Here is a 19,297-nt window from a genome sequence, read left to right as displayed (position 1 = left end):
TTGTGGAATATAATACGTAGAAATGGAACTGTATTGGTTTCATGCATCCATGTCAAGGGATCGGCGGTCCTGCTTGAAGTGCGACAAACGTCATTTCTCTATAACATGTGAGCAAGTCGGACAAAAAAGTAATATGCGCTTGCATGTTATGCTGCAGAGTGGAATTTAATTCCGAAAACCCGTTGACTTTCGCGCATTGCCTGTGCCACCATCGCAGCCGTCTCGCTTCCGTCCCCTTGAGGACGGGCAATACCGCCTCGACAGGAGATTCCATGAGCAGCATCGCGCCCCAGAATTGCCAGCGCATCGATGACGCATTCCAGCGTTGGACCACGATTCAGGCCCAAGCTCCTGCCTTGTTCGAGGGCGGGCGCATCGTGTCCTACGGGGAACTCGACGCCTTGGTCGATGCCGGCGTGCGGCGCCTGGCGGAGGCCGGTGTGCGGCCCGGCGACCGGGTGTTGCTGGTGGGCGAGAACTCCATTGCGCTGGCTGCCTGCATCCTTGCGGCGAGCCGCGCCGGCGCCTGGTCGGCGACCGTCAACGCCCGCCTCTCCGAGCGCGAGATCCTGAATTTCATCGAACACTCCGGCGCGCGGCGCGCGCTGTACTTCAACGACGGTTCGCCATCCGCGGCCGCGCACGGCAATGCGCGCGGCGCGCAGCGCGTGCGCTGGGACGGCATCGGCGAGCTGATGCTGGGACCTCTCAACGACGCCGCCATTCCCGAGCCGGCCGCCGCCGATCCGGCCCGCCAGGTCGCGGCCATGGTCTATACCTCGGGCACCACCGGCGCGCCGAAGGCGGTCATGCTTTCCCATGCCAACCTGCTTTACGTTGCCGCCAACAGCGTGCGCATGCGGCAGATCACGCCGGACGACGTGGTGTACGGCGTGCTGCCGTTCTCGCACGTCTACGGCTTGTCGACGGTGCTGATCGGATCGCTGCTCGGCGGCGCGAGCGTCTACCTCGAGGCGCGCTACCAGCCGGCGGGCCTGGCCCATGCGCTGGCGGAGCGCGGCATCAGCGTCATGCACGGAGCCCCCGCGATGTACGCCAAGCTGTTCGAATGGAGCGAAACCGGCGGCACGCCGCTGCGCTTTCCGCGCCTGCGGGTCGCCCAGTCCGGCGGCGCGCCGCTGACCCAGCCGCTGAAGCAGGCCTTCGAGAACACCTTCGGCATCCGCCTGCAAAACGGCTACGGCATGACCGAAGCCTCGCCCTCGATCTGCCAGACGCGCATGGATGCGCCGCGCGACGATTGCTCGGTGGGCATGCCGATCCCGGGCATCGAGGTGACACTGCACGGCGCCGACACCAGCGAGGACGGCACCGGCGAACTCTGGCTGCGCGGCCCGAACGTGATGCAGGGCTACTACCGCGCGCCCGAACTGACCGCCGACACCATCACACCCGACGGCTGGCTGCGCACCGGCGACCTCGCGCGCATGGATCCCGACGGCGCGTTCTTCATCGTCGGCCGCAGCAAGGAACTCATCATCCGCTCGGGCTTCAACGTCTATCCCATCGAGGTCGAGCAGGTGCTCAATGCCTATCCCGGCGTGGTCCAGTCGGCGGTGGTCGGCCGCGCCGTCGAAGGCAACGAGGAAGTGGTCGCCTTCATCGAACCGGTCTCGGGAACGGCCATCGATCTGGCGCGCCTGCGCGACTACCTGAGAGCCAATCTTTCTCCCTACAAGGTGCCGTCGCACCTCATCGTGCTCGACCAGCTGCCGGCCGCGGCGACCGGCAAGGTCCTGAAGAAAGAATTGCAGCAACGCGCTGCAGCGCTTTCAGGCTAATTTTCCGCATCAACCCGCTCATTCAAACCAGACAAGGAAGAGACATGAAATTCCGACTGCTCGCGCTGACCTGCGCGCTCCTCGTGTCCGGCGCCGCCAGCGCCGACGAATTCAAGGTGGGCGCGCACATGCCGCTGACCGGCAGCATCGCCCGTTCCGGCAATGCCTTCAACGAAGGCATCCTGGCGGCGGCCGAGATCTTCAACAAGAACAGCAAGCACAAGATCAAGATCGTCACCGTCGACGACGAATCCGCGCCGGCCAAGGCAGTGGCCGCGGTCGAGAAGCTGGGCTCGGAAGGCGTGACGGCCGTGATCGGCGGCTATGGCTCTAACATCATCGGCCCGGCGTCGGACGCCGCCAACCGCCTCAACCTGACCTACATCACCGCCGGCGGCGTCAGCGAGGAACTGACCAAGCGCGGCTACAAGACCTTCTTCCGCATCAACAATACCCGGGGCTACGAGCTCGCGGTGCAGCAGCTGCTGCAGGAAATGAAGGCGCAGTCGGTCTCGATGGTGTTCTCCACCAAGGAAGCGACCAGCGACCTGGCGAAGGCCCTGGAGAAGTCCCTCGGTTCCAAGGGCATGAAGGTGCACATGCATCCCTTCGATCCCGCCATCACCGACTTCAAGCCCATCATTAACAAGATCAAGCTGCAGGACAAGCCGGACGTCCTGTTCATGAGCGGCTACGAAAACGACTACGTCGGCATCATCCGCGCCGCCAAGGTGCTCAAGCCCGAGATCAAGTCCATCGTCGGCGTGTGGTCGCTGGCGACGTCCAAGATGCAGTCGGATTTCCCCGACCTCATGCAGAACGTGATCGGCACCGCGCTGCTGCCTTTCCCCGTCGAGTACAAGTCGCCCGAAGGCAAGACGTTCTCCGACACCTACCGCAAGATGTATAACAAGGACGTCGATTACCTTGCGCAATTCGGCTACGTGAAGGCGACGCTGCTGTTCGAGGCGATCGGCCGCGCCGCGGACAACGGCAGCCTGAAGAAGCCGGGCGGCCTGTCCGAGGAATTGCGCAAGACCAACCGCGACACGCTGATCGGGAAGGTGACCTTCGACGCCAATGGCGACAACCCGAATTTCCGCCACCGCATGGGCCAGCACCAGGGCGGCAAGATCGCCATCGTCTCGCCCGCCTATGAGTCGACCGCGCCGCTGAAGTACCCGGCGCTGCCCTGGTAAGCAGCCAGGCCGTCCTCGGCTGCTGCCATTCGGCCTGTCATTCCCGCGAGGGAATGACAGGCACCTTCAGGCCCCATCCCCAGGTATCACCTCCACCCCATGTCAGATCTCATCCTTCAATCGCTCTACTCCGGCACGCTGGTGGGCGGCGTCTATGCGCTGATCGCGCTCGGGCTGACCCTGGCGTTCGGCACCATGCGCATCATCAACCTCGCCCACGGCGAGCTGGTGCTGCTGGCCGCCTACATCGCCTACACCATCGAAAGCCGCATGCAGGTCAATCCGATGCTCGCCCTGCCGCTGGCCCTCGTCGTGGTCTGCCTGTGCTCCGCCATCGTGTATTTCCTCGTCAGCCGCATCACGCGCAACCGCGAGCTCAATTCGCTGATGCTGACGTTCGCCCTCGGCACCATCCTGACCAACGCGGTGCTGCTGTTCTGGCAGAGCGACATCCATTCCACCGCCAACGCGGCGATGCAGGACGCGGTCCAGATCGGCAATCTCTACAGCATGATGAGCGAGCTGCTGTTCTTCGCGGTCAGCCTTGCGACGGCGGTCGTGCTGGGCTGGTGGCTTTCCCGCAGCTGGTACGGTCGCGCGGTGCGGGCGGTGTCGTCCAACCGCGACGCGGCCAAGCTGATGGGCATCAACCCGGCGCGCGTGGAACTGATTTCCTTCCTCGTCGCCGGCGTGCTGGCAACGATCGCCGGCGTGGCGATCTTTTCCAGCGGCGTGATCTCGCCGCCGCTCGGCCATTCGCTGACGGTGAAGGCCTTCATCATCACGGTGCTCGCGGGCGTCGGCTCGGTGCCGGGCGTGGTGCTCGCCGCGCTGCTGCTGGGGATCACGGAATCGATGACCGTCACGCTGGCCAGCTCCGCGCTTCAGGAACTGGCGGGCATGCTGCTCTTCCTCGTGGTCCTGTTCATCCTGCCGAACGGCTTGTTCGGCGCCAAGAAGCGCAGGGGATAAAATGAAAACGCTACCCATGAAACACCTGCTCTGGGTGCTGGTTCCCGTCGTTTATATCGTCGTTCCCGCGTACCTGAAGGGCAACAGCTACGTGCTCAGCCTGACCGTGTCCTCGCTCATCGTCGCCGGCATCGCGGTTGCCTGGGCGCTGCTCGGCAACCTGGGCGGCATGGTCAGCTTCGGCCACGCGGCATTCTTCGGCCTGGGCGGCTATGCCTCGGCGCTGCTGACCATGAAGGCCGGGGTGCCGGTGCTGCTGGCGATTCCGCTCGGCGGCGCGTTCGCCGCCGTCGCCTCGGTCGCCATGCTGCCGGCGCTGCGCCTGTCCGGACCTTACTTCGCGCTCGCCATCCTGGCGTATTCGCACATCTTCCGCATCATCGCCACGGAATTCGCCTCGCTCACCGGCGGCCCGCGCGGCATTTCCTCCATCCCCGGCCTGCCGCAGGTGCTGCCCGCCAGCCTCGCCGGCCTGGCGCCATACTTCCTGGCCTTGACCATCGTGCTGCTGTTCTGCCTGGCCTATGCCTGGGTGCGCAAGAGCCACTACGGCATCGCCCTGCGGGCCATGCACGACAGCGAGGATGCGACCCGCGTGGTAGGCGTGAACAGCGTGCTGCTCAAGTCCTGGATGCTGTTCCTGTCGGCCTTCATGACCGGCGTGATCGGCGCCTTCAATGCGCACATCATCAACTTCCTCGAGCCGGACTATGCCTTCAACGGTTCCTGGAGCGTGCTGCCGATCGTGGCTGCCATCTTCGGCGGATACCGCACGGTGATGGGACCCATGATCGGGGCGGTGGTGATCTATCTGGTCGACCAGCTGGTGTTCAAGGCCATGCTCGCATCCGGCCACCAGATCGTGCTCGGCGTGGTGCTGGCGGCGATGATCCTGTTCGCGCCGGATGGCTTGCTCGACGTTTTCCGCAAGCGCAATGCGGGTGCCGCATCCACCGGAGGCCAGCATGCTTAAGCTCGACGGCATCACCATCCAGTTCGGCGGCCTGACCGCCCTCAAGGATGTCAGCTTCTCCATGGGCACCGACCAGGTGGTCGGCCTGGTCGGCCCCAACGGCGCCGGCAAGACCACGCTCTTCAATGCCATTTCCGGGCTGGTCAAGCCGACCCACGGCAAGGTCGAGTTCAATGGCGTCGAGCTCGGCCGCAAGCCTCTGTACACGCGGGCACGGGTCGGCATCGGCCGCACCTTCCAGATTCCGCAGCCCATGCATGAGCTGACGGTGCGGGAGAACCTCGTCGTCGCCCAGCGCTTCGGCCACGGCAAGGTGGATCAACGGCGCATCGATGAAATCCTCGCCTTCATGGACCTGTCCGCGCAGGCCGGGCGCGATGCCGCCAGCGGATTGGCGCTGCAGGAACTCAAGCGCCTCGAAGTCGCGAAGGCCCTGGCCACCGAGCCCAGGCTCCTCCTGCTCGACGAAGTGCTCGCCGGCCTGGAGACGAACGGCAAGCGCTACTTCACCGCCAAGCTCGCCGAGCTGCACAAGGCGTTCAAGATCGGCATCCTGATCATCGAACACGACATCGAAACCGTGTCCACCCTCTGCGACCGGGTGGTGGTGCTGAACTTCGGCCGTCTCATCGCCGACGGCACGCCGGATGCCGTGTTCCGCGATCCGGAAGTCATCCGCAGTTATACGGGAGAGCCAGGAGCCGTCCATGCTTGAGGTTAAGAATCTGCGCGCCGGCTATGGCGCGATCAATGTGTTGTGGGATGTCAGCCTGCGCGCCGAAGAGGGCGCCCTGACCACGATCGTGGGCCCGAACGGCGCCGGCAAGTCTACCCTGCTCAAGGCCGTCATGGGCCTGGTTCCCGCGACGCAGGGCGAGCTGCGCCTGCGCGGCGAGCCGCTGGCCGGCTCCCGCACCTGGGACATGGCCGACAAGGGCGTGGTGCTGGTGCCCGAGGGACGTCTGGTCTTCCGCGACATGAGCGTCGAGGAAAACCTGATCATGGGCGCCTTCCCGAAAGCCCGGCGGGCGTCGATGCCGAACAACCTCGAGCGCGCCTATGCGATGTTTCCCCGCCTCAAGGAGCGCCGCAAGCAGCTTGCCGGCTCGCTCTCGGGCGGCGAAGCGCAGATGGTGGCAATGGCCCGCGGCATGATGGCAGAGCCGCGCATCCTGCTGATCGACGAGCCCTCGCTCGGCCTCGCGCCGGTGATCGTGCAGGAGATCTTCCAGATCCTGTCGCGCCTGAAGCGGGAAGGCGTGACCATCGTGCTGGTGGAACAGAACACCCATATGGCGCTCAGCGTCGCCGACCGGGTGTACATGATGCGCAGCGGCAAGGTGGTGCTCGACAAGCCGGCGTCCGAGGTCGACGTGAAGGCGCTCCATGACTTGTACTTTGCGCTTGACGGGCAGAGTGTCGGATAATGCATGCATACAGGGAACTCTCATGCGCAGGCGGACCATGGACACAACGGACATCGATGCACTCGATCAGGATGACAACGACGGAGAAGGGAACGATGCGCTTGCCAGGACGGCGGGACGCGGCAACGCCAAGGAAGACCGGCATTTCGTGACCGCGCTGGCACGCGGCCTGGAAATCCTGTCCTGCTTCCGGTCTGGCGAAAAGCTGCTCGGCAACCAGGAGTTGTCCGAGCGGGCCAGGCTGCCGAAATCCACGGTATCGCGCCTGACTTACACCCTGACCAAGCTGGGTTACCTGCAATACGTCGAGGACATGGGCAAGTACCGGCTCGGCACCGCCAGCCTCGCGCTTGGCAGCGCGATGTTGTCGCGGCTCGACATCCGGCAATATGCGCGGCCCTACATGCAGGAACTCGCAGACTTCTCCCGCACCTCGGTGTCGCTGGGCATGCGCGACCGGCTCTCGATGATCTACATCGAAAACTGCCGCAGCCAGGCGGCGCTCACCCTGCGCCTCGACGTCGGCGCCCGGATCCCGATCGCCATCACCGCCATGGGACGCGCCTACCTCGCCGTCACCTCGGCGGCGGAACGCAGCGACATCCTCGAACGCGTGCGTGAACTCGACGACATGAAATGGCCGGCCATCGTCGACGGCGTCAACCGCGCGGTCGAGGAATACCACACGCTGGGCTGCTGCACCTCCTTCGGCGACTGGCAACCGGACGTGAATGCGATCGCGGTCGCGTTCAAGCCGGACAACGGATCGTCGATCCTCAGCATCAACTGCGGCGGGCCGGCGTTCAACCTATCGCCGGAGTATTTGCTGGGTGAGGTGAAGCCGAAGTTGCTGGAGCTGGTGGAGAGGTTGAAGGCGTTGTAGGAGGGGCGGGGTAGGTTTTCGGTGCGCGCGAAGGACGGTGTTGACCTCACCAGCGAAATAAATACTGTTCTCTACATGCGACCGAAACCCATCCCCACCCTAGCCCGTCCACGATCTGCCTTGCAAGGCAGATCGGTTACGCAGGCGCAAGGCAGTGCCTTGCGAAATCCCTGCTTCACCCCCTTGAAGGGGAGGGGACAAGCAGGAGGGTGCTTGAAAGGCAGTAGGCATTGGCACGATAGCGGATTTCTGCTCCCCGTCGTCGGGACAGACTCGAGTCATGCCGATGCGGCAGGAGGTCGAGTCATCGAATGCCTTTCAGGTGATTACTACCGTCGATGACGGCATCCCCTCAACCCATCGAACGAGGTCGTTCGAAGTGACTCCCACATGGGTGTTGAAGCAGCTTTCTTTGGGTACTTTCTTTATCTGCTGATAAAGAAAGTACTTGGGCCGCCGGGACCAGCCCCGGCAAGCCCCCACGGAGTGGGGACCGCAACCGGTTCACCGGAGAGAAAGCAACAATGGGATCCCCGCCCACGCGGGAATGACGGGGAGTGGCACGCACATCCTCACCCAATCTCCCCCACAATCGGCCCCTTCCCGCTGAACCGATCCAGATACAAGTAAATCACCGGCGTGATATACAACGTAATCACCTGCGAAAACAGCAAGCCCCCCACCACCGCCACGCCCAGCGGCTGACGCAGTTCCGCCCCCGCGCCAAGCCCGAGCGCGATCGGCAGCGCGCCCATCAGCGCCGCGAAGGTCGTCATCATGATCGGCCGGAACCGCAGCACGCAGGCTTCGCGGATCGCTTGCGCCGGCGTCATGCCCTGGTTGCGCTGCGCGTCGAGCGCGAAGTCGATCATCATGATCGCGTTCTTCTTCACGATGCCGATCAGCAGCAGGATGCCGATGGTCGCGATGAGCGTGAGGTCGAGGTTGAACAGCTTGAGCGCCAGCAGCGCGCCGACAGCGGCCGAGGGCAGGCCGGAGAGAATCGTCAGCGGGTGGATGAAGCTTTCGTACAGCACGCCGAGCAGGACGTAGATCACCAGCAGCGCCACGACCAGCAGCACCGTCTGGCTGCCCTGCGATTCCTTGAACACCGCCGCGTCGCCGCCATAGGAAGCGATGACGCTGGGCGGCATCTGCAGCTCGTCGCGGTAGCGTTCGATCCGGTTTGCGGCGTCGCCGAGCGGCGTGTCGGGGGCCAGGTTGAAGGAGAGGGTGACCGCCTGCAGCTGGCCCTGGTGGTTGATCGCGGTCGGGCCGACGGTGCGCTCCACCGTGGAGAAACTGGTCAGCGGGACCAGGTTGCCGTTCTTGCCGCGCACGTAGATCTTGTCGAACGCGCTTTCATCCTTCTTGTAGTCTTCGCCCGCTTCGAGGATCACCTGGTAGCTGTTGCTGCTGGTGTAGATCGTGGAGACCTGGCGTTCACCGTAGGCGCTGTACAGCGCGCTGCGCACGTCCTGCATGTTCACGCCAAGCAGGTTCGCCTTGTCGCGGTCGATGCGCAGCTGGGCCTGCAAGCCTTTCAGCTGGGAGTCGCTGGTCACGTCGCGGAAGGCGGTGTCGCTGCGCAGGCGTTCCATCAGGCGGCTGCTCCAGTCGTTGAGTTCTTCGGCACGCACGCTCTGCAGGATGTACTGGTAACGACTCTTGCTCTGGCGGCCGCCGAGCTGCAGGTTCTGCACCGGGCGGAAATAGACGGCCATGCCGGGCACCGCGCGCACCTGGCGGCGCAGTCCTTCCAGCACCTTGGGCATGGGTTCGCGCTGGCTGCGCGGCTTGAGGTTGACGAACATCCGGCCGGCGTTGGACACGTTCTGTCCGCCGCCGATGGCCGAGGCCACGCTTTCCACGTTGGGATTGGCGGCAACGATGTCCGCCATCTGCGCCTGCCTGGCGGAGAGGGCGGTGAAGGAAATGTCTTCAGATGCTTCCGTCGTGACCTGGATCTGGCCGATGTCTTCCTCGGGGAAGAAGCCCTTGGGAATGGTGACGAACAGATATGCCGTCAGCAGGAAGGTTGCCAGCGCCACGAGCAGGATGAAGGGGCGATGGCGCAGGCCCCAGTCGAGCGTGCGGCTATAGCCGTTGAGCGTCGCATTGAAGCCGCGTTCGAAGACGCGGGTGACGATATTGCCATCGTGGCCATCGTGGCCGCCATGGCCATGCTCCGCCTTCAGGTAGCGGCTGCACAGCATCGGCACGAGCGTCAGGGAGACTACCGCCGACACCAGGATGGACAGCGCCACCACCACCGCGAATTCGTGGAAAAGCAGGCCGATCACGCCGGGCATGAAGAAGATGGGGATGAACACTGCCACCAGCGATACCGAGATCGAGATAATGGTGAAGCCCATTTCCTTCGAACCCATCAGGGCCGCCTTGAAGGGAGGAATGCCGTCTTCCACGTGGCGCACGATGTTTTCGAGAACCACGATGGCATCGTCCACCACGAGGCCGACTGCGAGGGTGATGCCAAGCAGGGAGATGTTGTCCAGGCTGTAGCCCAGGCCGTAGAGCAGGGCGACCGCGCCGATCAGCGAGACCGGCAGCGACAGCGTGGGAATGATGGTGGCCACCAGGCGGCGCAGGAACAGGAAAATCACGAGCACCACCAGCGCGACCGTGATGCCCAGCGTGATGTTGACGTCATGCATGGCCTCGCGGATCGACATCGAGCGATCGTTGAGCAGGCTGACCTGGATGGATTGCGGCAGCTGCGACTTGAAGCGCGGCATCATCTGCTTCACCGCGTCCACCACCGCCACGGTGTTGGCATTTGGCTGGCGCTGGATGGCGAGCACGATGGAGCGCTCGCCATTGAAGCGGCTGGAAGTCTTGATGGTTTCGTAGCTGTCTTCGACCGATGCCACGTCGCGCAGGCGTACCGGCGCATTATTGCGGCTGGCGATGATCTGGTCGGCGAAGGCGGCCGCGTTCGTCAGTTGTGCGTTGGCCTGGATGGTCAGCGTCTGGCGTGCGCCGTCCAGGGTGCCGACCGGGGTGTTGGCGTTGGCATTGCGGATGCCCGCCATCAGTTCGTCGAGCGTCATGTTGCGCGACGCCAGCAGGGCAGGATCGGCGCGCACCCGCACCGCGAAGCGCTTCTGGCCGTAGATGTTCACCTGCGCCACGCCATTCAGGGTCGACAGGCTGGGCGAAATCAGGTTCTCGGCATAGTCATTGAGTTCGGAAATGTTGATCGAGGGCGAGGTCAGGGCCAGCAGCAGCACCGGTGCGTCCGCCGGGTTCACCTTGCGGTAGGACGGCGGGGTGGTCATTTCCGCCGGCAGCGAGCGCTGCGCGCGCAGCAGGGCGGCCTGCACGTCCACCGCCGCGGCGTCGATGTCGCGCGAGGGATCGAATTCGAGGGTGATGGACGAACTGCCCAGCGTATTGGTAGAACTGATGACGTTCAGGCCGGCGATGGTGGAAAACTGCTTTTCCAGCGGCAGCGCCACCGACGACGCCATGGTGTCGGGACTGGCGCCCGGCAGCACCGCGCTGACGTTGATGACCGGCGTGTTATAGCTGGGGAGGGCGGCGACCGGGATCTTGAGGTAGGCCAGGACGCCGGCAATGACGACCGAGGCGCTCAGCAGCACCGTCAGGATCGGCCGCCGGATGCACAGTTCGGAAAGATTCATGATGCGCTCTTCTGCTCGGCGGCCTTGCCGTTCTGCGCGGCCGCGTCCTTGTTCGCGGGATCGCGGCCCTTGCCGCCGCTTCCACCGTTGCCGCCGTTGCCGCCGGCCTTGCCGCGGTTCGGCGCGGCCTCCGCCTCGCGCACCTTGGCGCCGGGACGCAGGTTCTGCTTGCCGTCGACCACGACCAGGTCGCCCGCCTGCACGCCCTTGACGGCGGCCTGGTCGCCGAAGGAATACACCAGTTCGATCTTGCGCGGCTGCGCGGTCTTGTCGGGCGTGACTGTGTAGACCGTGCGGTTGTCGATGCCGGTGATGATGGCCGCCTGGGGAATCACGATGGCGTCCTTGATCTCGCGGACCGTCAGCGCGACCGCCACGTATTGGCCCGGCCACAGCTTCTGGTCGGCGTTCGGGAAGTTGGCCTTGACGCGGATGGTGCCGTTCTGCGCGTCCACCGTGTTGTCCACGAAACCGACCTTGCCCTGCAGCGGCTCGCCGTTCTTCGGCGTGGCCACCACCTTGATGTCGCCGGCCTTCTGCGCGGCGAGCAGGCCGGAAAGCTCGCTTTCCGGCAGGCTGAAGGTGACGGCGATCGGATCGAGCTGGGAAATCGTGACCAGCGCCGGCGCGGTTGCAGCAGGCTGGACCAGGCTGCCGGGGAAGACGCTGATGGCGCCGAGCCGGCCGGAAGACTGGGCGCGGATGGTGTCGTAGCTCAGGGCCACCTTTGCCGCCTCGACCGCCGCGCGGTCGGCGGCGATGGTGGCGCGCTGGGCTTCCACCTGGGCCTGCACCGTGTCGACCGCGCCCTGGGCGATGAACCCCTTGCCCAGCAGGTCGCGGCTGCGGGCGAGCTGGCGTTCCTGGTCGGCCAGCGTCGCCTGGTCCTTCACCAGCTGCGCCTCGGCCTTCTGCAGGTTGACGCGGTCGGCGCGGTCGTCGAGCGTGAACAGCACGTCGCCGGCCTTCACGAACTGGCCTTCCTTGACATGCACCTTGGACACCACGTTGGTCACCTGCGGCCGCACGTCCACGCTGTTGAGCGAGCTGACGTAGCCGTTGGCATCGACCCGGACCGGCATGTCCATGCGCCTGGCGGCGACGGTGCTGACGGTCGACGCCGGCGCCTGGCCTTGTCCCTGCGCTTGCGCCGAGGGCGCGTTCGCCGCGTTGGCCGCGTTCTGCGCACCGGGCTTGAAGGCGAGCCAGCTGGTCAAACCGCCGGCCAGGACAACGATCAGGATGAGGGCAAGCCGCTTGTTCATGAGCGCCAAAAAATTAGTTAGCAGAGGCAAGCATTCTAACACTGGCATACTATGTGCCCGTTAGCCCTGACTCCCTCAAACGTATCGGAACGTAGCAATAATATGTCACAACGTAACGGTTCTCCCTCCATGCCGCCGGTCCAGGAACGTTTCGGCCTCGCCATCGGCAACGTCAGCCGCGCCTGGCGCGCGAAACTGGACGTGCGGCTGCGGCCGCTGGGACTGTCGCAATCGAAGTGGCTGGCCTTGCTTTACGTGTCGCGCGCGCCGTCCGGGCTCAGCCAGACCGAGCTTGCCGCCATGCTCGGCGTCGAGGCGCCGACGCTGACCCGCCTGCTGAACCAGCTCGAGGAATCCGGCTGGGTGCGGCGCAACACGCTGGCGTCGGATGGACGCTGCAAGATGGTGAGCCTGACGGCGAAGGCGCGCGGCGTCATCAAGCGGATCGACGCCGAGATCCAGCAGCTGCGCGCCGAAACTTTGTTCCAGCTCTCCGACGCGGAAGCGAAGGCCGGCCTCGCCGCCTTGCAGAAGCTGCACGGCCTGCTGGACGCGCTCTGACCTTCCTCGGCATGGAGCCCGTGCCCCGTCGCGGTTAGCACAGCCCGCGGCGAAAGCCAAATAAAATTTCGCGCCCTTCCTGAAATGAAATAGTTGTTTCAGTTTCATCGCGGCTACATTGCAATACAGTCGTGCCGGCCAGGACCCATCCGGGTTGCCGACCTCCGCAGCGATGCGCGAAGGGCGGGCATGCCGCCACCGCCTGCATTCCTCTGGAGAACCGCACCATGATCCTGCGCCGCCTTCGCATCGGTACCCGCCTCTCGGTCGGCTTCGGCCTCATCCTCGTCATGCTCATCGTGGTGCTCGCCGCCAGCAACCTCGTCAGCCGGCAGAAGCGCGAGGCCATCGTGAAAGCGGTGGAAACCAGCAACATGAAGACCGCGCTGGCGGCAGACATCAAGGGCGCGCTGCTGGAAACCGCGGTCGCCATGCGCAACATCGGCCTGCAGAGCGACCTCGACGTCATGAAGAAGGAAGAGGCCAAGGTCAAGTCGCTGCGCGCCCAAGCCGTGCAGGCGCATGAACGCCTGAACGCGCTCGGCCTCGACGGCGAGGAGAAGAGCATCCTGGAGCGGATCGCCAAGCTTGAGCAGGACATCGACGTACCGTTCAAGGAAGCGATCCGCCTGGTCGGTGCCTTCAACAGCGAAGAGGCGATGAAGCTCATCTCGTCGCGTATCGACCCGCTCAACCAGCAGGAACTCGCCGAGATCAACAAGCTGGTCGCGCTGCAGAAGCAGGCCGAGAAGTCCGTGCTCGAATCCTCGCGCAGCGCCGACGCCCGCATCCTGATGCTTTCCTTCGCCATCGGCGCAGTCGCGCTCGTACTCGGCGGCGGCCTCGCCTTCGTCCTGACCCGCGGCATCACCCATCCCCTGCAGGATGCGGTGCTGGTCGCGCGCAAGGTGGCGGCGGGCGAACTCACGTCGCAGGTGGAAGTGACGGGCAACGATGAAGTCAGCGAATTGCTCGCCGCGCTGCAGGACATGAACGGCAGCCTGCTCAAGATCGTCGGCGAAGTGCGCCAGGGAACCGATTCCATCACCATCGCCTCGCGCGAGATCGCCTCCGGCAACGCCGACCTCTCGGTCCGCACCGAGCAGCAGGCCAATGCCCTGCAGACCACCGCTTCCTCCATGGGCACGCTGACCGACACCGTGAAGCAGAATGCCGAGAACGCGCGCCAAGCCAACTCGCTCGTGATCTCCGCGTCGGACGTCGCGGTCCGCGGCGGCGCGGTGGTGAGCGAAGTGGTGGGCACGATGGGCGCGATCAAGGACAGCTCGCGCAAGATCGTCGACATCATCACCGTCATCGACGGCATCGCCTTCCAGACCAACATCCTCGCGCTCAATGCGGCGGTGGAAGCCGCCCGCGCCGGCGAGCAGGGACGCGGCTTCGCGGTGGTGGCGGCCGAGGTGCGCAACCTCGCGCAGCGCAGCGCCAGCGCGGCCAAGGAAATCAAGGCGCTGATCTCGGACTCGGTGGAGAAGGTGGATGCCGGCGGCAAGCTGGTCGACGAAGCCGGCAGGACGATGGACGACATCGTGGCCTCGGTCAAGCATGTGGCCGACATCATGGGCGAGATCACCGCCGCCAGCGCCGAGCAGAGCGCGGGCATCGAGGAAGTCAACCGCGCCATCGCCCGCATGGACGACATGACGCAGCAGAACGCCGCGCTGGTGGAACAGGCCGCCGCGGCCGCGCAGAGCATGCAGGACCAGGCCGGCACGCTGGGCCGCGCCGTCGCCGTGTTCAAGGTGGAAGGCCGCACCCTGGACGCGCCGCCGTCGACCGGCCATGAGCCGGCGGACCAAACCCCGCGCGCCGGTCACGCGGCATCGGGTGCTCTGGTCGCGCGTTCGCCGGCTGCCGGCCGGCATGGAGGCGCGATGACCGTGCGCACGGCGTCCCGTGCGCGGGTTGCCGCTCCGGCCCAGGGCAGCGAGTGGGAGGAATTCTGAACCTTCCCGGCCGGTCTTCGTACCGGTACTTGACCTTTCCCTGAATCGGGATGGCGCGCCTGCGCCATCCCGCGTTTTCATGGCGTCGCCGCTTCCCGCGCGGGCAGGTCGCATGGAACGATCGCGTACCACTTCCCACATTGCTTATCCCGTCGCGACCTTGTTATAGTGCCCATGAGCATTGTCTTTTTTCCATGCTTGGGAAACTCCAGCAAAAGCCGATTAAGGTATTGAGTGACATCAAATAGCACGCTTTTTGCTTGGACTAAACTCAAAGAATCGTACTTTGTAGAGCATCCGTGTTTGCTGAACGTCGTGTGCGACGGAGCTCTGTCCATGCTTCCATGCGGTAACGCATGACAGCCGCTCCCTCTGCCTCGCGCGCGGCGCACGATGCGTCGTCAACCGCACCTTGCCCGCATTTCATCCGGGCAAGCATGTCGCGGTTTTTATCTGTCATCTGAGAGGGAGAATGGAATGAATGAGGTCGTCATCGTCGCAGCAGGTCGTACCGCCGTTGGCAAGTTCGGCGGCACGCTGGCCAAGACCGCTGCGTCGGATCTGGGCGCGCACGTGATCAAGCACCTGCTGGCCAAGACCGGCATCGCGCCGGAACTGGTCAATGAAGTCATCCTGGGCCAGGTGCTGACTGCCGGCTGCGGACAGAACCCCGCCCGCCAGGCCGTCATCCGCGCCGGCCTGCCCGACATGGTCCCCGCCTTCACCGTCGGCAAAGTCTGCGGCAGCGGCCTCAAGGCTACTCACCTCGCCGCGCAGGCCATCAAGTGCGGCGACGCCGACATCATCATCGCCGGCGGCCAGGAAAACATGAGCGCCTCGCCGCACGTGCTGAACAATTCCCGCGACGGCTTCCGCATGGGCGACGCCAAGCTGGTCGACACCATGATCGTCGACGGCCTGTGGGACGTCTACAACCAGTATCACATGGGCATCACCGCCGAGAACGTCGCCAAGAAGTACGGCGTCTCGCGCCAGGAGCAGGATGAGTTTGCCGCCGCGTCCCAGAACAAGGCGGAAGCCGCGCAGAAGGCCGGCAAGTTCAAGGACGAGATCATTCCCCTGGAAATCCCCGGCAAGAAGGGCCCGACCGTCTTCGACGCCGACGAATTCATCAAGCCCGGCGTGACCGTCGATGCCCTCGCCAGCCTGCGTCCCGCCTTCGACAAGGCCGGCACCGTGACCGCCGGCAATGCCTCCGGCATCAATGACGGCGCGGCCGCGGTGATCATGATGTCGGCGAAGAAGGCCGACGAGCTCGGCCTCAAGCCGCTGGCCCGCATCAAGGCCTATTCCTCGGCCGGTGTCGACCCGACCGTCATGGGCATGGGCCCCGTTCCCGCATCGCAGCTCTGCCTGCGCAAGGCCGGCTGGACCCACAACGACCTCGACCTGATGGAGATCAACGAAGCTTTCGCCGCACAGGCCATCGGCGTCAACAAGGAAATGGGCTGGGATACCAGCAAGATCAACGTGAACGGCGGCGCGATCGCGATCGGCCACCCGATCGGCGCTTCCGGCTGCCGCATCCTCGTCACGCTGATCCATGAAATGATCCGCCGCGACGCCAAGCGCGGACTCGCCAGCCTGTGCATCGGTGGCGGAATGGGCGTCGCACTTGCAATCGAGCGCTGATTCAGGGTTGGCGCAGTTTCACATTACTACCACGTCACCATAAAAGAGAGAGAACACAACATGGCAAGAATCGCATTGGTAACCGGCGGCATGGGCGGACTCGGCGAGGCTATCTGCATCAAGATGGCCGCGCTTGGCTACCAGGTCGTGACCACCCATTCGCCCGGCAACACCAAGGCCGCCGACTGGCTGGCCGAGATGGAAGGGCAGGGCTACAAGTTCAAGGCCTATCCCTGCGACGTGGCCGACTACGACTCCGCGCAGAAATGCATCCAGCAGATCACCGCGGAGCTCGGGCCGATCGACGTGCTGGTGAACAATGCGGGCATCACCCGCGACATGACCTTCAAGAAGATGGACAAGGTCAACTGGGATGCCGTCATCAAGACCAATCTCGATTCCGTGTTCAACATGACGAAGCCGGTGGCCGACGGCATGGTGGAGCGCGGCTGGGGCCGCATCATCAACATTTCCTCGGTGAACGGCCAGAAGGGCGCCTTCGGCCAGACCAACTACTCCGCCGCCAAGGCCGGCATGCACGGCTTCACCAAGGCCCTGGCGCTGGAAGTGGCGCGCAAGGGCGTGACGGTCAACACCATCTCGCCCGGCTACATCGGCACCAAGATGGTGATGGCAATCCCGAGCGAGGTGCTGGAGAGCAAGATCATTCCGCAGATCCCGATGGGCCGGCTCGGCAAGCCCGAGGAAGTCGCAGGCCTGGTGGCTTACCTCGCCTCCGACGAAGCCGCTTTCCTGACCGGCGCCAACATCGCCATCAACGGCGGCCAGCACATGTCCTGAGCCGTCTTCCGCTCTTGCTGCCCGTCACGGGCAGCCCGCGTTCAGCCCGGCGCCGACATCGGCGGTCCGGGCTTTTTTGCGCCGTTCCCCACGCTGCCTACCGGGCGGGCTGCGCCATCATGGGGCAGGCCGTTTCAGCCTTGCACCAGCAATTGACAGGGATCAGTGCTAGGCCATCCAGCTTCCGCACCCGCGTCAACATCCGCTAACGTCATTCTGATTTTGCGATGACGAACTAATCGCGCAAAGACGTCTCTATTCGGCATGCCGCCGAGAACGATGACGTTGATGGCAGGCCACCATGCGAATCGAGTTTGGAGACCGTTATGCGTAACGAATATACCCAGCGTTTCAGTTCTGACCTGGATGAAACACATGAAAAACTGCGGAAGGATGTGATGCGCACCATCGAGGCGCATGGCATGCGGTCGATCACCGACCTGCCGGAAATGACGGCAGCCGAATGCGCGAAATGGTTCTTCTGGAACATGCATGAGAACCTGGAGCAATTCAGGCAGTACGAGCCGACCCTGATCGGCCAGGTCATGTGCACGACGCTGACGCTGACCGATGGCCTGTCGATGGCGACCGAGAAGGTCGGTGCGGAAAAGCGCGTGGCGCTGACCTGCCGCTGGCACTTGCGGCTGGCCTATGCCTCCTACCAGAACGAGGAAGCCTTTCCGATCGGCGACGGTTCCGTCACGCTGTCCATCGCCGACGAGGTGCCGACCCAGCCGCCGCTGCAGAAGAACCAGAAGGGCTACATCGACTCCGACAACTCCCTCTATCCGAACCAGCTCTTCATGTACGGGTGGGTGAAGGAATCGATCTGGAACGAAGTCAAGCCGCATCTCTATACGCCGACGCCCAACTGCCAGACCGACCTCATGCTGCGGGATAACTGCCTGTTCCCGGTCAAGTCGGGTTTCGGTTTCGTTGCCGGGCCCCCGGGATCGATCGGCATCACCAACCTCGAATTCACCGTCGCGTCGCATTCCGTCGACCGGCGCATGAACCGCAGGATCGAAACCCTGCGCAAGCCCTGATCCGTCCTACGGCAACAGTTTGCGCTGCGCCAGCAGAAGCAAGGTGCGCAGCGCCAGCAAGCCGATCGCTACCGTCGCGGTGAGCAGCACCACATGGCCGATCCAGATCGGCCAGCCGCCGCGATGCACCGCTTCCAGCACCACGCTCGCGCATGCCGCCAGCGGGAAAGAGAACGACCAGAAGCCCACCGAAAACGGCACCTGGCTCCACCACGCGATGCGTGCCATCACCACCGCCAGCGGCAGCAGCGCCATGCCCAGGCCCATCGCCAGCACGAGCGCAGGCAGCTCGGGCCAGAGCGTGGCCGCGCTCAGCGAAGCTACCAGCGGCGGCGCCAGTTCGATGCCGATGGTCGGCCGCAGCCCCTCCGGCAAGGGACCGGAGAACAGCTTGTCCAATACCTTGGCCTCGAGCATGGCCCAGCCAGCCAGTCCGGCGCCGAAGCTGATCGCGCCCCAGCCGGCGTAGTCCAGGGAGGCCAGCGCCATGCCGCCCACCAGCGGCCCGCCCACGAGCGGAAGATAGAGCGCCGGCGTCACCGCGTTGGCGGGCAGCTGGCCGCTGGCCAGCGTGGCGCACACCCGGTAGGCAATGATCGCGTTGAGGGCAAGGGCGGCAATGCAGATGGCGGTGCGGATGTCATGCGCGGGATCGCCGACATGGATCACCGCCAGCAGGGTCGACATCGGCAGCAGGGCCTGCAGCGGCCCCTGCACCGGATGGCGGAATTCGGCCAGCACCGCCGGCCAGTGGCGGTGGCACTTCGCGGCATAGAGCAGCAGGATGATCGCCCAGATGGCGGCGCTCGACCAGACGATGGGCGGGAAGACGTCGGCGGCGAGGCTCCAGCCGAAGGCGCCGGCGCGCCGCCACGCTCCCGCCAGGCCGAACAGGCCAACCGGGATGGCGCACAGCCCGGCCGGCAAGCGTGCCAGCCATGGCGATCCCTTGGGGTGGTTCCCTGCACCGAAGAGGTAGTAAAGCCGGGCGCGTGGGTGTTCGTTGTCCATCGAAAAACCTTGTGCTGCGCTGGTGAGAGGCTGAGGTTCATATTACCCAAAGTCGCCCGCCGGTGTCAGCAA

At 64.7% G+C, this 19,297-nt stretch carries 15 protein-coding genes; 12 read left to right on the top strand and 3 right to left on the bottom strand.

The features are described from left to right. Positions 1-272 precede the first annotated feature (272 nt). From G3574_RS06790 to G3574_RS06760, 7 genes are all read left to right on the top strand, one after another. Positions 273-1,802, top strand: a complete 1,530-nt coding sequence (locus G3574_RS06790; RefSeq protein WP_163961340.1) for a class I adenylate-forming enzyme family protein — start codon at positions 273-275, stop codon at positions 1,800-1,802. Between the two features lie 44 nt (positions 1,803-1,846). After that, the gene (locus tag G3574_RS06785; RefSeq protein ID WP_163961338.1) at positions 1,847-3,001 is read left to right on the top strand and encodes an ABC transporter substrate-binding protein; all 1,155 of its coding nucleotides are present in this window, start codon (positions 1,847-1,849) and stop codon (positions 2,999-3,001) included. A gap of 99 nt (positions 3,002-3,100) precedes the next feature. Further along, entirely contained in the window at positions 3,101-3,973 is an 873-nt protein-coding gene (locus G3574_RS06780; protein ID WP_163961336.1) for a branched-chain amino acid ABC transporter permease, read from the top strand. A gap of 16 nt (positions 3,974-3,989) precedes the next feature. Continuing rightward, a complete protein-coding gene (locus G3574_RS06775) occupies positions 3,990-4,946 on the top strand; it encodes a branched-chain amino acid ABC transporter permease (RefSeq protein ID WP_163961334.1) in 957 nt (318 codons plus the stop codon). After that, a complete protein-coding gene (locus tag G3574_RS06770; protein WP_163961332.1) occupies positions 4,939-5,661 on the top strand; it encodes an ABC transporter ATP-binding protein in 723 nt (240 codons plus the stop codon). Before G3574_RS06775 ends, G3574_RS06770 begins: the two co-directional genes overlap by 8 nt. Continuing rightward, complete coding sequence (locus G3574_RS06765) at positions 5,654-6,373, top strand: ABC transporter ATP-binding protein (RefSeq protein ID WP_163961330.1); 720 nt, start codon at positions 5,654-5,656, stop codon at positions 6,371-6,373. Before G3574_RS06770 ends, G3574_RS06765 begins: the two co-directional genes overlap by 8 nt. Positions 6,374-6,410: 37 nt before the next feature. Continuing rightward, positions 6,411-7,256 (top strand): IclR family transcriptional regulator, encoded by an 846-nt coding sequence (locus G3574_RS06760; RefSeq protein WP_163961328.1) that lies wholly within the window; start codon positions 6,411-6,413, stop codon positions 7,254-7,256. A 572-nt stretch (positions 7,257-7,828) separates the two neighbouring features. On the opposite strand, the gene G3574_RS06755 is transcribed toward G3574_RS06760, so the two are convergent. Together G3574_RS06755 and G3574_RS06750 are read right to left on the bottom strand one after the other, a co-directional pair. Next, entirely contained in the window at positions 7,829-10,921 is a 3,093-nt protein-coding gene (locus G3574_RS06755; protein ID WP_163961326.1) for an efflux RND transporter permease subunit, read from the bottom strand. Continuing rightward, positions 10,918-12,186: an efflux RND transporter periplasmic adaptor subunit gene (locus tag G3574_RS06750; RefSeq protein ID WP_163961324.1), complete on the bottom strand. Its 1,269-nt coding sequence runs from the start codon at positions 12,184-12,186 to the stop codon at positions 10,918-10,920. The genes G3574_RS06755 and G3574_RS06750 overlap by 4 nt, the downstream gene beginning before the upstream one ends. Positions 12,187-12,288: 102 nt before the next feature. Between G3574_RS06750 and G3574_RS06745 the strand changes: the two genes are divergently transcribed. From G3574_RS06745 to G3574_RS06725, 5 genes are all read left to right on the top strand, one after another. Next, positions 12,289-12,747 carry a MarR family transcriptional regulator gene (locus G3574_RS06745; protein WP_163961322.1) on the top strand — a complete coding sequence of 153 codons (459 nt, stop codon included), beginning with the start codon at positions 12,289-12,291 and terminating at the stop codon, positions 12,745-12,747. Positions 12,748-12,974: 227 nt separating this feature from the next. Beyond that, positions 12,975-14,714, top strand: a complete 1,740-nt coding sequence (locus tag G3574_RS28785) for a methyl-accepting chemotaxis protein (RefSeq protein ID WP_163961319.1) — start codon at positions 12,975-12,977, stop codon at positions 14,712-14,714. Between the two features lie 477 nt (positions 14,715-15,191). After that, positions 15,192-16,367 carry an acetyl-CoA C-acetyltransferase gene (locus G3574_RS06735; RefSeq protein ID WP_163961317.1) on the top strand — a complete coding sequence of 392 codons (1,176 nt, stop codon included), beginning with the start codon at positions 15,192-15,194 and terminating at the stop codon, positions 16,365-16,367. A gap of 60 nt (positions 16,368-16,427) precedes the next feature. Continuing rightward, the gene (gene phbB, locus G3574_RS06730; RefSeq protein WP_163961315.1) at positions 16,428-17,168 is read left to right on the top strand and encodes an acetoacetyl-CoA reductase; all 741 of its coding nucleotides are present in this window, start codon (positions 16,428-16,430) and stop codon (positions 17,166-17,168) included. A 326-nt stretch (positions 17,169-17,494) separates the two neighbouring features. Beyond that, on the top strand, positions 17,495-18,214 hold the full coding sequence (locus G3574_RS06725) for a hypothetical protein (RefSeq protein ID WP_163961313.1): 720 nt from the start codon (positions 17,495-17,497) through the stop codon (positions 18,212-18,214). A 6-nt stretch (positions 18,215-18,220) separates the two neighbouring features. On the opposite strand, the gene G3574_RS06720 is transcribed toward G3574_RS06725, so the two are convergent. Next, positions 18,221-19,225, bottom strand: coding sequence for an SLAC1 family transporter (locus tag G3574_RS06720; RefSeq protein ID WP_163961311.1), 1,005 nt, complete (start codon positions 19,223-19,225; stop codon positions 18,221-18,223). Positions 19,226-19,297 lie beyond the last annotated feature (72 nt).

Origin of the sequence: Noviherbaspirillum galbum (assembly GCF_010974945.1) — a bacterium.
GTDB lineage: Bacteria > Pseudomonadota > Gammaproteobacteria > Burkholderiales > Burkholderiaceae_D > Noviherbaspirillum > Noviherbaspirillum galbum.
The sequence above is the reverse complement of the archived record's forward strand: the minus strand, read 5'-3'. Positions and strand labels throughout refer to the sequence as shown.

Bases quoted from the DNA above. Each gene is read 5' to 3' on its own strand.
- G3574_RS06790 (WP_163961340.1), top strand. From the start codon at position 273: ATGAGCAGCATCGCGCCCCAGAATTGCCAGCGCATCGATGACGCATTC.
- G3574_RS06785 (WP_163961338.1), top strand. From the start codon at position 1,847: ATGAAATTCCGACTGCTCGCGCTGACCTGCGCGCTCCTCGTGTCCGGC.
- G3574_RS06780 (WP_163961336.1), top strand. From the start codon at position 3,101: ATGTCAGATCTCATCCTTCAATCGCTCTACTCCGGCACGCTGGTGGGC.
- G3574_RS06775 (WP_163961334.1), top strand. From the start codon at position 3,990: ATGAAACACCTGCTCTGGGTGCTGGTTCCCGTCGTTTATATCGTCGTT.
- G3574_RS06770 (WP_163961332.1), top strand. From the start codon at position 4,939: ATGCTTAAGCTCGACGGCATCACCATCCAGTTCGGCGGCCTGACCGCC.
- G3574_RS06765 (WP_163961330.1), top strand. From the start codon at position 5,654: ATGCTTGAGGTTAAGAATCTGCGCGCCGGCTATGGCGCGATCAATGTG.
- G3574_RS06760 (WP_163961328.1), top strand. From the start codon at position 6,411: ATGGACACAACGGACATCGATGCACTCGATCAGGATGACAACGACGGA.
- G3574_RS06755 (WP_163961326.1), bottom strand. From the start codon at position 10,921: ATGAATCTTTCCGAACTGTGCATCCGGCGGCCGATCCTGACGGTGCTG.
- G3574_RS06750 (WP_163961324.1), bottom strand. From the start codon at position 12,186: ATGAACAAGCGGCTTGCCCTCATCCTGATCGTTGTCCTGGCCGGCGGT.
- G3574_RS06745 (WP_163961322.1), top strand. From the start codon at position 12,289: ATGTCACAACGTAACGGTTCTCCCTCCATGCCGCCGGTCCAGGAACGT.
- G3574_RS28785 (WP_163961319.1), top strand. From the start codon at position 12,975: ATGATCCTGCGCCGCCTTCGCATCGGTACCCGCCTCTCGGTCGGCTTC.
- G3574_RS06735 (WP_163961317.1), top strand. From the start codon at position 15,192: ATGAATGAGGTCGTCATCGTCGCAGCAGGTCGTACCGCCGTTGGCAAG.
- phbB (WP_163961315.1), top strand. From the start codon at position 16,428: ATGGCAAGAATCGCATTGGTAACCGGCGGCATGGGCGGACTCGGCGAG.
- G3574_RS06725 (WP_163961313.1), top strand. From the start codon at position 17,495: ATGCGTAACGAATATACCCAGCGTTTCAGTTCTGACCTGGATGAAACA.
- G3574_RS06720 (WP_163961311.1), bottom strand. From the start codon at position 19,225: ATGGACAACGAACACCCACGCGCCCGGCTTTACTACCTCTTCGGTGCA.